General features: G+C 63.1%; 10 protein-coding genes. 4 read left to right on the top strand and 6 right to left on the bottom strand.

Translation table 11 applies throughout. The features are described 5' to 3' along the window. Positions 1-137 precede the first annotated feature (137 nt). Positions 138-1,418, bottom strand: coding sequence for a serine/threonine transporter (locus tag M1D99_RS13835; RefSeq protein ID WP_458132034.1), 1,281 nt, complete (start codon positions 1,416-1,418; stop codon positions 138-140). Between the two features lie 409 nt (positions 1,419-1,827). Here M1D99_RS13835 and M1D99_RS13830 point away from each other — a divergent pair, with 409 nt between their 5' ends. Next, entirely contained in the window at positions 1,828-2,781 is a 954-nt protein-coding gene (locus M1D99_RS13830; RefSeq protein WP_186704847.1) for a 2-hydroxyacid dehydrogenase, read from the top strand. Here the strand turns inward: M1D99_RS13830 and tssA are convergent. From tssA to M1D99_RS13805, 5 genes are read right to left on the bottom strand one after another with little or no spacing between them, the layout of a single operon-like run. Then, a complete protein-coding gene (gene tssA, locus M1D99_RS13825) occupies positions 2,778-3,860 on the bottom strand; it encodes a type VI secretion system protein TssA (protein ID WP_434575935.1) in 1,083 nt (360 codons plus the stop codon). The genes M1D99_RS13830 and tssA overlap by 4 nt on opposite strands. Continuing rightward, the gene (locus M1D99_RS13820) at positions 3,857-7,681 is read right to left on the bottom strand and encodes a type VI secretion system protein (protein ID WP_434575933.1); all 3,825 of its coding nucleotides are present in this window, start codon (positions 7,679-7,681) and stop codon (positions 3,857-3,859) included. The genes tssA and M1D99_RS13820 overlap by 4 nt, the downstream gene beginning before the upstream one ends. Next, complete coding sequence (locus M1D99_RS13815; RefSeq protein WP_186704844.1) at positions 7,678-8,439, bottom strand: DotU family type IV/VI secretion system protein; 762 nt, start codon at positions 8,437-8,439, stop codon at positions 7,678-7,680. The genes M1D99_RS13820 and M1D99_RS13815 overlap by 4 nt, the downstream gene beginning before the upstream one ends. Before the next feature lie 17 nt (positions 8,440-8,456). Beyond that, a complete protein-coding gene (gene tssK / locus M1D99_RS13810) occupies positions 8,457-9,788 on the bottom strand; it encodes a type VI secretion system baseplate subunit TssK (protein WP_434575931.1) in 1,332 nt (443 codons plus the stop codon). A gap of 52 nt (positions 9,789-9,840) precedes the next feature. Further along, positions 9,841-10,305 (bottom strand): type VI secretion protein, encoded by a 465-nt coding sequence (locus M1D99_RS13805; RefSeq protein ID WP_186704842.1) that lies wholly within the window; start codon positions 10,303-10,305, stop codon positions 9,841-9,843. Between the two features lie 224 nt (positions 10,306-10,529). Here M1D99_RS13805 and tssB point away from each other — a divergent pair, with 224 nt between their 5' ends. The 3 genes from tssB (at position 10,530) to M1D99_RS13790 (ending at position 13,427) form a co-directional block, all read left to right on the top strand. Beyond that, the gene (gene tssB, locus M1D99_RS13800) at positions 10,530-11,090 is read left to right on the top strand and encodes a type VI secretion system contractile sheath small subunit (RefSeq protein ID WP_207967163.1); all 561 of its coding nucleotides are present in this window, start codon (positions 10,530-10,532) and stop codon (positions 11,088-11,090) included. 30 nt (positions 11,091-11,120) lie between these two features. After that, positions 11,121-12,602: a type VI secretion system contractile sheath large subunit gene (gene tssC / locus M1D99_RS13795; protein WP_186704840.1), complete on the top strand. Its 1,482-nt coding sequence runs from the start codon at positions 11,121-11,123 to the stop codon at positions 12,600-12,602. 327 nt (positions 12,603-12,929) lie between these two features. Further along, a complete protein-coding gene (locus M1D99_RS13790; protein WP_186704839.1) occupies positions 12,930-13,427 on the top strand; it encodes an Hcp family type VI secretion system effector in 498 nt (165 codons plus the stop codon). Positions 13,428-13,433 lie beyond the last annotated feature (6 nt).

Below are 13,433 nucleotides of genomic sequence, written 5' to 3'. Positions count from 1 at the left end.
GAGCGTTTTGGTTACTTTTGACTGGGCCGGCTTCCGGGCTTTTCAAAAGTGACCCGCCGTCAGGGCGGAACCCTAAGCAGCCGTTACCGCAGCAACGGATATACACCAACCTCAAAAATCCCCCCCACAAGAAACGCCTACGCCAAGAGGGAGTAAACCAACGCTGTAATCGCCACCAAACCCACCAACGTAACGAAGACATTCGAAGCCTGACCGCGATAGCGGGCCATGGCCGGGACTTTGCGGATGGCATACATCGGCATCAGGAACAGGATGGCCGCGATAACCGGGCCGCCCAGGGTTTCGATCATGCCCAGGATGCTCGGGTTGAGGGTGGCGACGATCCAGCACACCACCAGCATGAACGCTGCGGTGAGGCGGTCCAGGGTCTTGGGGGCCGGGCGGCGGCCGCTCTTGACGATCAGGCCCTTGAGGCCTTCGCTGGCGCCGATGTAGTGCCCCAGGAACGATTTGGAGATAGCAACAAACGCAATCAGCGGCGCGGCAAAGGCGATGGTCGGGTTGCTGAAGTGGTTGGCCAGGTACGACAGGATCGACAGGTTCTGCGCCTTGGCCTCGGCCAGTTGCGCCGGGGTCAGGGTCAGCACGCAGCTGAACACGAAGAACAACACCATCACCACCATCAGCACATGGGCGCGCGACAGGATCTGCGAACTGCGCTCCTCGGCGTTATCGCCATAGCGACGTTTCTGGTCCACCGCAAACGCCGAGATGATCGGCGAATGGTTGAACGAGAACACCATCACCGGGATTGCCAGCCACAAGGTATGCAACAACGCCGACGGTGCAGGCGGCGTCAACGCCGTGGTCAGGATGCCGCCGTTCCAGTGGGGAATCAGGAACACCGCAAGAAATAGTAGCGCCACGATGAACGGATAGACCATCAGGCTCATGGCCTTGACGATCGCCTGCTCGCCGCAGCGGACCACCGCCAGCAGGCCCAGGATCAGCACCAGGGACAGCACGACCCGAGGAGGCGGCTGGATGTGCAACTGATGCTCCAGGAAACTGCCCACCGTGTTGGTCAGCGCCACGCTGTAGATCAGCAGGATCGGGAAAATGGCAAAGAAGTATAAAAGCGTGATCAGCGCGCCGGTCTTGAGACCGAAATGCTCCTCAACCACCTCAGTGATGTCCGCGCCATCACGACCGGACAACACGAAACGGGTCAGGCCCCGGTGGGCATAAAACGTCATGGGGAACGCCAGCAACGCCAGGATCAGCAGCGGCCAAAAACCGCCCAGGCCCGCGTTGATCGGTAAGAACAGAGTGCCTGCACCGATGGCGGTGCCAAACAGACCCAACATCCAGGTGGTGTCCTGGCGACTCCATTGGCTGAGGGTGGCTGGGACTGTCGTTTCAAAGCGCTCTTCGACGCTATTGGCCTGATCATTCATCCGGTCGGATCTCCGCTTTCCGGTCACATGCACCCGGCCAGGACGAGTCGGAAAACCCCGACAGGCAGCGCCCTGGCCGAAACAGGGGCGCGATTGTCCGGGATTAGCGAGCAGAAGCAAAGACTTAGCTGAGGAGCGGTTATGCGGATCAGATGGCTGTCATAAAAATGGTCCCCGTATTTCCCTGTCTTCCTGTCTTCCTGTCTTCCCTGCGGGAGCGAGCCTGCTCGCGATAGCGGAGGATCCGCCGACATTCATGCTGGATGTGCCATCGCCTCGCGAGCAAGCTTTGCTCCCACAGACAAGAGGATCCAAAAATGAATCCAAAAAGCCCAGGCTCCCCCTGCCCCCGACTCCTACAATCAGGTTGAATACCTGATGTTCGACAAAGCGCCCACAGGAGCCCAGCATGACCGCAACCGTTCTGGTACTGGTTGAAACCGTCAATGAATACCTGCCGATTCTCGAACGGCAGGGTTACCACTTGGAATTGGCGCCCACGCCGGCCGAACGCAAGACCGCGATCTTCGAACACGGTGAACGCTTCAGCGCAGTGCTGACCCGTGGCCCCCTGGGTTTGACGGCGGAAGAAATCGCCGCCCTGCCCAACCTGCAGATCATCTGCGTGATCGGCGCCGGCTACGAGCAGGTAGACCTGCAGGCCGCACGCAACCGGGGCCTCGTGGTGACCAACGGCGCCGGGGTCAACGCGTCGTCGGTGGCCGACCATGCCATGGCGCTGCTGCTGGCGCTGGTGCGTGACATTCCCCGGGCCGACGCGAGTGTGCGCCGGGGCGAGTGGGCCAAGGTCATGCGCCCCTCCCTGGCCGGCAAGCGCCTGGGTGTGCTGGGCCTGGGCGCGGTGGGCATGGCGATCGCCAAGCGGGCCGCCCTCGGCTTCGACATGAACGTCAGCTACCACAATCGGCGGATGCGCAACGACGTGCCGTACACCTTCTGCGCCACGCCCACGGAACTGGCCCGGGTCTCGGACTTTCTGATCGTCGCCACGCCCGGCGGCCTGGACACCCGGCAATTGATCAACAAACAGGCCCTTGATGCCCTGGGCCCCCATGGTTTCCTGGTGAACATCGCTCGCGCCAGCGTGGTCGCCACCACCGACCTGATCCACGCCCTGGAACATCGACGGATCGCCGGAGCCGCCCTGGACGTGTTCGACCACGAGCCCGAAGTGCCAGACGCGCTGAAACACCTGCCCAACGTCGTGCTTACTCCCCATGTGGCTGGCCTGTCGCCGGAAGCGACGCGGGGCACGGTGGAGCTGGTGGGCCAGAACCTGAACGCATTCTTTTCCGGCAAACCGGTGCTGACGCCGGTGCCGCTACCCGACCCGCAGCCTTAAAGCACCCCTAGCAGGGTCCACAACCGCCGGGACTCGGCATCGGCACTGATCAGTTCACCCAGTAGCTCGCTCAGCGGCTTGTTGCCCCACTCCACCCCGCGCCGGATCAGGTAGGGCACCGGGCTGTGGGGCTCGGTGCGGGCCAGGTAACCGGCGATCACCAGCAACTGTCGATAGGCCTCTTCACGATTGGCCGGTTCCTGGAAAACCTGGGCCACTGCCGCCGGTGGCTGGGATGTCGGTGTCGTAGCCGCTGGGGCCGTTTGCACCGGCACGACGGTGGGTTGCTGTGGGTGCATCGCGATGAACTCCTCTACCAATGTCAGCAACGCCTGCATCACGTCCTGCAAGGATTTGTAACCCGGCGCCAGGTTGCCCAGATAAGCGTCGCTCCAGGCTTCGAGCCGTTGCAGGTGCTGCAGGCTCAACATCAGGCTGCCCTGGCGATGCAACCAGAACGACAAGGGTGTGCCGCGAATCAGTTCGCTGAGTTTCTTGTGATCGTTGCGCGCCGCTTCCGCCGAGGCCTTGGCGTTCTTGCTGTCGTTGACCAATACCTGCTGGCGCTGCAAGCGTTGCCAGTCGTCCAGGCAGAAACTGGCGAACGTCGGGTCCCGGCCATCGAGCAATGGCACCCGCGTCAGTAGCACTTCGCTGTAGCGACGGGCCAGCCACTCCAGCGGAATCACCCGCCACGACTGGTCGCCTTCGTCAGCTTGGGGGTGCAACTGCTCCGGATAGCGCTCGCACAGCCCCGCCACCAGCGCCAGGCTGCCCGGCAATCCCTCCAGCCCGGCCATGTGCAGCCAGGCCTCCCCCAGCCAGGCGCTGATCATCAGGTCCTTGCTGCGCTCCAGCAACAGCGTGGTCGCGAGCCGCTCCAGGTCCGGCCACAGGGCTCGCTTGATCGAAGACTGCCACACGCCGGTGGGCAGGCTGGTGTCGTCCTCCCGACGCAACTCGCGCAACTGATCGTATTCCGGTTCGTAGCGCAGGTCCTGGCCACAGGGCGATTCGGCGCTGATCGGCTCAAGCAACTGAGTGACCCGTTCCGGCAAAGGCGATATCGGCAAGCTCACAGGCCCTCCTCACGGGTGGCGATGGCGGGGCTCGATGAGGTCGCCATGAAGGGTGAACGGGGGGCCCGCGTCGGCAGCGGCGGGATCGACAACGGCAGCTTGGAGCCCTGGCTCATCAACGACAGGCGCACGAACATCAGTGTCCGCTCCGCCGTGCGCGCCTGGGTCTGGGCGGTGACTGGCAATTGCAGGGCCAGGGGAAAATCGGTGTAGTCGACGTTCGGCTGGCGCTGGGCTGACGCCTGGTTGCGCATCAACCGCAGCAACGACCAAGGCCCTTGGTATTCCCAGCCCGCCTCCAGGTCGCGCACCACCAGGTTCGGTTGCAAGGGGTCGTTGGCCGGACGCTGGTAACCGTTACGGGCCCAGCGCAAGGTCAGGCTCACGGGCTGACCCACCATCCACCGCAGGTTCTGCTGGCCACCGCCGGGGTAGCGGATCTGCTGGTTGCCGGCGTTCAGGCCCCAGGCGATCACTTGGTCGGCGCCGCGCTCCTCATCACGATCGGTCCGCCAGCGCACGTCCATCTCCACGCCAAGAATGCCGCTCTTGTCCCGTACGAACAGCGGTCCGAGCCAAGTACCGGCCTGTTTCAAACGGTTGAGGAAATCCTCGGCCGCGAGCCGCTCCGGCGTCTGACTCAACGCCAACCCGGCCTGGGCCAGGGGCAGGCGTGAGTCGATCAACGCCAGCAAGTGTTGGACCCGCGCCGGGTCGGCATCGCTGGCCCGCACATCCTGGGCAAACGGAAAGCGCCCGGCCAGGTATTGATTGAAATAGTTGGCCAGGTCATTCCAGGCGGTCGCCGCCTGGTCCTGCTGCAAGTACAGGCAGCGCTGCAGGGCGCCCTGCTGCAAGGCAATCGTGCGCTGGGCCAGGTCACCGCGCCCGCTGGGCAGGCTGGCGGTCTGCAAGATCTGCGCGCAGGACGCGGTGTCCATGGCGATAAAGTCGCGGCTCACCAATTGCTCCAGCTGGGCCGCCGAGCTGGCCGGGTTCTGGTTCTTGTACTTGAGCAATTCGTCGTTGAGGGCCATGAAGCGCGCCACCTGGTCGTGCTCCAGGGCCGACAGGTTGTCCTGCTGGACGATCAGCCATTCCAGGGCCGGCATTCGCTGCTCGGCGGCCTGCAGCATCACGCCGAATTGCTGGCTCAGGCTCAGCTTCAAGTCTTGTGGATCGCTGGCACCGTAGAGCTGCAAGCCGAAGTTCTTCGAACCGTCCCAGCGTTGGATATCGGCCCGCTGGCTGAACAGCGGCTGGGCATCGATTTCGTCCAGGCCACTCTTGATCTGCGCCAAGGCCCGGCGATTGAGCAGACGCTGGAAGCGGATCGCCAGGTCGCCGCGGTGCACATCCATGAAGGCTTTTTGCAGTGCCACGGCCTGGGCCGTCTGCACATTGAAGCCCATGCCGGGCAATGACGCGTCGCTTTCGTCCAGGCTCAGCCACATGGCCCGTGCCGCGGCACCTTCGGCGGCCTGCATCAGCGCGTCACGGTAATCCGGCGGAATGCGCGGCAGCTCCTCACTGGCATAGCTCTTGTAGCTGGCGAAGTAGTTCAGGGCGACGCTGAAATCATCGCTGCCATCGCCCTGGCCCATCGCATCGGGGTTGCTGTCCGACGGATCCTTCTGCATCGCCAACGCCACGAAATCGCGCTTGAACAGTGCCTGCACCGCACCGTCCAGCGCCGTGACATGGTCTTGCAAGACCAACAGGCCGCTGCCCTGTTGCACCAACAGGTTGTCCCGGGAACCGGTCTGGACAATCCACTGATCACGAAAACTCTGCTGCAACTTCGCCGCCTGGCTCTCCAGGTCCTGTTCGATATCCGGCCCCAGCAAAGCGCTGTGGCTGACCTTGTCGAGCATCTGGCTGTAACCGGGCACCAGGTCCTGGCCCTTGCCTCGCCCCCAGGCGGAATTGGTCAAGCTGACCAACGTCTGTAAATCGTCGATCAGCGCCATCAGGTCTTCAAGCTCACTCAAGGAGTTGCCACTGCCGGCCTCCAGCCGTTGCAGGTGCAGCTTGAGGTAACCGGCCTGGCGCACGAAGTTGTCCGCCAGGAAGTAGTGGTCCAGCCAGCGCTGCATCAGGCCGGTGAAATTATCGGAGATCACTGGGCGAGCAGCGTTCAGATCCAGCCCTTTCAAGTCGCTGTTCTGGGCGTCGAACAGCACCCGGTTGTAGAAATGTGCGCGGCTCAAGGTGCCGGTATTGAGGCCCAGGGACAAGGCGGTGTTGCTCAGTTGCACCAGTTCGTCCAGAGGCGCCTTGGGATCGTTCACCACCTGGCTGAACAGTTGGTTGTGCTGTTCCAGGCGTACCGCCAGGTCCACCAGCGCCTTGGCTTTCACGTAGCTCTGCCATTGCGCCGGGTCTTCGCTCTCGACGTTGCCCCGCCGCTCGGTGTTACGGATGGACTTGAGTTGTTCCAGGTCTGAGTTGAGCAGGTCCCGCAGCGGCAATATCCAATGATGCCGGGCGGTCAGGCGCAAGCCATTCTCCAGTTGCGTGTCCACGGAAGAGAACCACGAAGTCGGAAAGACCACCGAGACGAAGCGCCAGCGCGGGGCTTTTTCCAACACGTTCCAATAGTTCTGCACGTTGTGCCGGGTCGGCTCCAGTTGCGGCTCGTCAGCGTCAACCACGAGGTGGTTCTTATGGGCGCTGAGGATCAACCGCGACAGCCCCTCGGCTTCCTCCACTGAATCGTGCCAGACCCAGACCATGCTCCCCAGCCATACCAGCCCTACCACCATTGCCACCACCGCGACCCACCGATGCCCGCGTTGGCGCAAGCGCAACAGCCGTGGCACCGGCTGGGCCAGGCCCCGTTCGGCCACCAATCGCCGCGACCACAACTGCCGGGCGAACACGGTTTGCCGCTGGGCGTTGTCAGAGGCGGTGAACCCGTCGCTGCTGAGGGAAGGTGCCTGGCTGGCGGTGAAATACACCCCACGAAAACGCGGCGCCTCGCCTTGGGCATTGCCCTGGAATACCGGCTCCAGCAGGATCTGCAAAGCCCGCCGCAAGCCTTCGAAACGCTCCGGCAAGCCATAAAGATCGGTACTCAGTTGCCCCGACAGCGCACCGATCTCGATGATCGACTGCGACAGCGCGGCGTTGACCTGGTCCAGGGCCTGGTCACTCCACTGCGACTGCCACGCCGCGTCCGGCAAATACGGCGACGACCAGCCCAGCATCGACTCGCGCGCCTCGGCGGGCAGCGCGCTGACCAGTTCCTGGAACCCGGGCAGTTCTTCCATCCCGGTGATCACGACATACACTGGCAGGCTGAGGCCGAAGCGTTGCAACAGGTCGATGAAACAGCGCCGGACCTTGAGGCTCAGCTCGGTGGTGTGTTCGATGTCATCGAGGGTGCTGAACGGCACGGTCCAGATCACCGCATCCAATGGCCGCTTGCTGCGCAAGCGCAACATCAGCCCGAGCAGGCGCCACCAATTGCCCCGTTGCCGGTTCATGCCCTCATCGGGCAGAAACAGCGCCTGGGGCACCACCAAGGCCGCGCCGTCGGCATCGCAAAACCAGCGCCCGAACCAGGCCGCCTTCTCGGTCGGTTGCAAGCGCCACTGGGCGCATAACTGGGCACCGTCGGTCTCGTTGCCGAGCATCATCAGCCACGGCATCTGATAGCGGTCGCGAGTGCCCTGCTCCTGCTCCATGTGGCGCACCGCCCCATAGAAACTGCGGATCGCCGCCCCGCCCTGGGTCCGCAGCCACCAGACCAGGGCCGCAATCAACAGCATCACGACAACGGCGAGCAACACCAGGGCAACGAGACTGAACAGGCTCATGAGTCCTGCTCCTGGACCACCGACTCGCCCAGTTGCAGCACGGGTTCGAGCTCCAGGCGAATGTCACGCCAGAACACCTGCCCCAGGCCGGTGAGCAACAACACCATCGCCAGGATCGCCAACCCCAGCCGCAAGCCGTCCGGCAACGACTGCTGCACCGGCATCCGCACCGGCGGCACCGCCGAAGACAGCGCCAGGCGCTGGCTGACATCGACATAATCGGCCTCGTGTTGCCAGGCGAAGGTGAACAGCGCCCCGCGCCATTTGGCCTGCTGAAGCTGGCCGGGTTCGCCACGCAATCGCCCCTGGAACCCGAGGATCAGGCATTGCAGGTAGACATTCGCCAGGTCCCGGGTGCCGGGCATCTGCTCATCCAGCAATTTCTTGATCGCCGCCGGCAAGCGCTCGCCGGCCTGGCGACTGGCGTACATGCGCGATTCGAGGGGGTGCTGCTGCCAAGCCAATTGCCCAGGCCAGGGGCTGAACAGCAGGGTTTCGTCCACCAACGCCACGAAGGCATAGACCAGCGCCTTGACCTGCTCGGTGGCCGCATCGCCGACAGTGGCGAACGCTACCCGCCACAGACGCTGGGCACTGCGCCCGGAAAACTCCACCACCCGATTGACCAACACCGCAGGGTCGCTGTCCTTGGGCAAGTCCTGCCATTCCTGGGACCACTTCAGCCAGGCCTGGCGAAAAGCGCTGCTCAGCGGCGCCTCATGCAGACTCCGAACCGCCCCGCCACTTCCGTCTGGCATACGACTCCCCTCTGCGATCAGGCACTTTCACCGGCTTGCGCCACGAACAACACCACCTGCCACGGGCTGCTGGCCTGGGCCGATGCCGGGGCCACAATGTGCAGCGGCAATTGCCCGTCGAACCATTGCCCGCTGGCGGCCACCACGAACAGACGGGTGTCGTCGCCGACGCTGTAGGCCACCTGTTCGTTGCGGCTCATGGCCTGGTGGGGCAAACCGCTCATGCGTTGCCGGCTCAGCAGCGGGACGTGCCGTGCCGACGCGATGATCGCCCCGCGCAACCAGTCGGCCGCCGCTTGCTCGCTGGCGCCGTTGGGCATGCGCAGGCCGATCACCAAGCGTTGATCCGGTTGGTCGTCCGGCAATTGGATCGAGAAGACCTGCTCGTTGCGCTCGAAGGCCAGGCTGCGATAGCCGGCGCGGACCAGCTCCAGGGTGGTTTCCAGCCAGTCGAGCAGCGGCTCGTAACCACGCTGCAACTCGAGAAAATCCAGCGGCGCGAAGGCCGGGACGCCTGCCAGCGGATCGAGGGCCGACCAGCTCCCGGCCAGCCCCAGCAGCAGCCCGTAGAGTGCCTGGGGCGTCGCCACCCGGGTGGTCAACGCCCCTTCGACTTCCGGCAAGCGCGCCCACAAGGCGGTCAATTGCCGGCGGATTTCCATGGCGTCGTCCTGGTTGCCAGCCGCCTGGGCCTGGCGCAAGCGACCGGCGAGGAACATGCATTTTTCCCGAGCCCTGGCGCACACCCCGGCGACCCGCCGACCGAGGACCGACTCCGGCAACAGGACCGGCGTCGGCGGCGTGTACGGCACGCGCCAGAAACCGCCGCCCTCCTTGCGGATGCGCAGCAGCGGCAGGCAGATCGAATCGGCCTTGCTCAGTTGCGTGCACAGCCTCGGGTTCGGTCGCCAGACGGTGATTGACTCGGGAAATTCGCCGCTCGTGAGGTCTGGCAGCGCTTCGCCGACCACCGATTGCATGCGCCCCTTGAGCGGCAGCAGTTGGCCGGCGCGCCACAACGGGCTGACAGCCAGGTAAACGGTCACGGTGGCGTCGTCGGTCTTATCGATGGCCTCGCTGATATCCAGCTCCAAGGTCGGCCCGACGCCCGCCTGCAGATTGACCGGCAAACCGTCCGGCAAGGTGCCTTGCAATTGCAGCAGTCGAACCTGGCCGGCGCTGAGGGCCGACGGGTCGACTTCCAACTGGCTGACGCCCCAGAACCAAGGGTTGCAAGCCCCGGCGAAATGCGCAGCCAAGGCCTCGGCGCGCAACCCCTGCAATTGAAAATGCTGGGGCAGCAATTGCATGCCCTCATGCCAGCACACCGCGTCAGGTACCAGACTCATACGACTCCCTTCGACATTCCAATGTCGCCGCGCAAGGCGGCCCGCGGTTCACTCAAGGCTGGCTGTCATCGCGCTGGCCATCGTTGACCAGGGTCATCTCGCGACTGTCGAACTTCAGCCAGGCCTTGCGCTGATCGTCCAGCCGAAGCCGGTGGGCTCCGGGAGTGTTATAGCTGGCGAAGACCAAAAGTCCAGCGGCGCGCCGGCCCTCCAACGGGAAGGGTTGACGGTCGATGAACTGCCCCGGAACCAACTCCAGCCCCCACACCGACATGAGTTGACGATAGTCGCGCTGGAACTGTTCGCGCTCGGCGAACCATTGGCTGGCGGTGATGCCCGACAGCTGCTTGAGCAGGTCCGGGTCGTTCACCGCGATGAAATCCACCGCGATCGGCGTGTCGTCGTTGGCGCCGGAAGCGACGTCCAGGGTCAAGCTGTCGAGGTCGACACTGGGGGCGAAGAGCGAGCAACCGGAGAGTGCCAGGCTCAAAAAAAATCCATAAAAAAACCCACGCAAAATGAATCTTCCTTTTCTCAGCGGTCAAAAATTGTTTTTGCTTGCTTTTTTATAGACCTGTTCTAGCGTCTTGGATAGTTCGACCCACACGGTTGAATGGACCAGGTTCGTCAAGGGAATGACAGGTTTTCTGCCGCCCATTTGCAACCTGCGGATCAGCAAGGGAATGCGATGAGCGGGACTCCCGATGCATTGCTCCCACACATGCATCGGAGTCGGCCGCCATGGCAGAAAGTACCCAGCACAAGCTCGACAGAGTCCGCCCTCCCCGCGTCCAGATCACCTACGACGTGGAAATTGGCAACGCCATCGAGAAAAAAGAATTGCCACTGGTCGTCGGCATTCTGGCCGACCTCTCGGGCAAGCCGTTGGACCCGCTGCCCAAGCTCAACGAGCGGCGTTTCACGGAAATCGATCGGGACAATTTCAACGAGGTGCTCGCCTCCATCTCCCCCCGCGCCACGCTGCAGGTGAACAACACCCTCAGCGGCGACGACAGCAAGCTCAACATCGAGCTCAACTTCCGTCACATCGACGACTTCGACCCGGTCAAGGTCGTGGAGCAGGTCACGCCGTTGCGCCGTTTGTTCGAAGCGCGCCAACGCCTGCGGGACTTGCTGACCAAGCTCGACGGCAACGACGACCTGGACAAATTGCTGCGTGACGTGATCGCCAACACCGAAGGCCTGCAGGAGATCAAATCGGCCCGGCCCCAGGACACGACGCCAGAGCTGCCGACCGTCGCCGCCAACGATGACCCTGCCCCGGCCGAGCCACAGGCCTGATCGCGCGCCTCATTCAAGGGAGATAAAGCCATGCCTGCTTCATCCAGCGCTCAAACCAGCGAGAGCACGACCCAGACCCTGTCCCTGCTGGACAAGATCATCGCCGAAGGCCGCATGGCCCACGACGACAGCCAGCAAGACTACGCCCGCGACATGCTGGCCGAATTCGCCACCCAGGTCCTCGACGAAGGCATGGCCATCGACAAGGACACCGTGGCGATGATCAACGACCGCATCAGCCAGATCGACCAGTTGATCAGCGCCCAGCTCAACGAAGTGCTGCACCACCCCGAACTGCAGAAACTCGAAGCCTCCTGGCGCGGCCTGCACCTGCTGGTGCAGAACACCGAAACCAGCACCCGGCTGAAATTGCGCCTGCTCAACGTCACCCAGAAAGAACTGCAGAACGACCTGGAAAAAGCCGTCGAATTCGACCAGAGCGCGCTGTTCAAGAAAATCTACGAAGAAGAATACGGCACCTTCGGCGGCCACCCGTTCAGCCTGCTGGTGGGTGACTACACCTTTGGCCGGCATCCGCAGGACATCGGCCTGCTGGAAAAACTCTCGAACGTCGCCGCCGCCGCGCACGCCCCGTTCATTGCCGCCGCCAGTCCGCGGTTGTTCGACATGACCAGCTTCACCGAACTGGCGATCCCACGGGACCTGTCGAAGATCTTCGAGAGCCAGGAACTGATCAAGTGGCGCGCCTTCCGCGAAAGCGAAGACTCGCGCTACGTGTCCCTGGTGCTGCCGCACTTCCTGCTGCGCCTGCCCTACGGCCCGGACACCTTGCCGGTGGAAGGCATCAACTACGTCGAAGACGTCAACGGCACCGACCACAGCAAATACTTGTGGGGCAACGCCGCCTGGACGCTGGCGCAACGCATCACCGAAGCCTTCGCCAAATATGGCTGGTGCGCGGCGATTCGCGGGGCCGAGGGCGGGGGCGCAGTCGAAGGCTTGCCGGCCCATACCTTCCGCACCAGTTCCGGCGACCTGTCGCTCAAATGCCCGACCGAAGTGGCGATCACCGACCGCCGTGAAAAAGAACTCAATGACCTGGGATTCATCTCCCTGTGCCACAAGAAAAACAGCGACGTGGCGGTGTTCTTTGGCGGCCAGACCACCAACAAGGCCAAGGTCTACAACACCAACGAGGCCAACGCCAACGCGCGGATCTCGGCGATGTTGCCGTATGTGCTCGCGGCTTCGCGTTTCGCCCATTACCTGAAGGTGATCATGCGCGACAAGGTCGGCAGCTTCATGACCCGCGACAACGTACAGACCTACCTCAACAACTGGATCGCCGACTACGTGCTGATCAACGACAACGCGCCGCAAGAGATCAAGGCGCAGTATCCGTTGCGCGAAGCCCGGGTGGACGTCACCGAGGTGGCCGGCAAGCCTGGCGCCTACAAGGCCACGGTGTTCCTGCGGCCGCACTTCCAATTGGAGGAGTTGACCGCCTCGATCCGTTTGGTGGCGACGTTGCCACCACCGGTAGCTGCCTGACCACGGCGTGACTGTATGGCTGTGTGACTGTGTGGCTATGTGGTTGGAGAGCTTTTTGTGGCGAGGGAGCTTGCTCCCGCTGGACCGGTCCGACGCTTCGGGCGCAGCAGTCCCAAAAAACAGGGCCGCTTCGCGCCCCAGCGGGAGCAAGCTCCCTCGCCACAAAAGCTCCATTGCCACAAAAAGCGCTCCAGCCACAAAAGCTCCATTGCCACAAAAAGCGCTCCGGCCACAAAAAGCTTTCTAGCCACAGCAAGCGCATTGGCCACAGGTTAATTCATCGGTATCGGGCACTGCCTCATTCGTCTTCTTCAGGAGTTCCACACAATGGATGCAATCATTCTCGACCTCGGCGGCGACATCAAGGGCGACAGCCTGCTGGAGGGTTTCACGGACAAGATCGAGGTCATGTCCTACAGCCATAACGTGGCCATGCAGGTCACCAACGACGTCAGCAACTCGGAGCGCACCTCCGGCCGGCCCCACATCGGCGAATTCACCCTGACCAAATTCATCGACAGCTCCACCCCGTCGCTCAACGAATATTGCTGCGCCGGCAAGCCCATCCCGCAAGCCGTCGTCACCATCGGCCGCAACGCCGCCGAAGGCAGCGGCCAGATCATGCCCTTCATCGTCTATACCCTGACCAATGTCGTGCTGTCCAACGTCAGTGTCAGCGGCGGCACCGGCGGTAAACCCGTGGAAACCCTGTCGCTGAATTTCACCAAGATCAAATGGGAGCTCACCGCACAGAAAGACGACGGCACCAAGGAAGGCACGGCCGGCACGACCTGGGACTTGGCCGCCAACAAAATGACCAAGTAAGGAAGC

The sequence above is a fragment of the Pseudomonas sp. R3-41 genome, from assembly GCF_054161485.1.
Note: the sequence above shows the minus strand (reverse complement) of the source record. Positions and strands in the feature narration are given on the sequence as shown.

What these genes read in the sequence shown, in the direction of transcription:
- M1D99_RS13835 (WP_458132034.1), bottom strand. Translation starts at nt 1,418, where the DNA reads ATGAATGATCAGGCCAATAGCGTCGAAGAGCGCTTTGAAACGACAGTC.
- M1D99_RS13830 (WP_186704847.1), top strand. Translation starts at nt 1,828, where the DNA reads ATGACCGCAACCGTTCTGGTACTGGTTGAAACCGTCAATGAATACCTG.
- M1D99_RS13820 (WP_434575933.1), bottom strand. Translation starts at nt 7,681, where the DNA reads ATGAGCCTGTTCAGTCTCGTTGCCCTGGTGTTGCTCGCCGTTGTCGTG.
- M1D99_RS13815 (WP_186704844.1), bottom strand. Translation starts at nt 8,439, where the DNA reads ATGCCAGACGGAAGTGGCGGGGCGGTTCGGAGTCTGCATGAGGCGCCG.
- tssK (WP_434575931.1), bottom strand. Translation starts at nt 9,788, where the DNA reads ATGAGTCTGGTACCTGACGCGGTGTGCTGGCATGAGGGCATGCAATTG.
- tssB (WP_207967163.1), top strand. Translation starts at nt 10,530, where the DNA reads ATGGCAGAAAGTACCCAGCACAAGCTCGACAGAGTCCGCCCTCCCCGC.
- tssC (WP_186704840.1), top strand. Translation starts at nt 11,121, where the DNA reads ATGCCTGCTTCATCCAGCGCTCAAACCAGCGAGAGCACGACCCAGACC.
- M1D99_RS13790 (WP_186704839.1), top strand. Translation starts at nt 12,930, where the DNA reads ATGGATGCAATCATTCTCGACCTCGGCGGCGACATCAAGGGCGACAGC.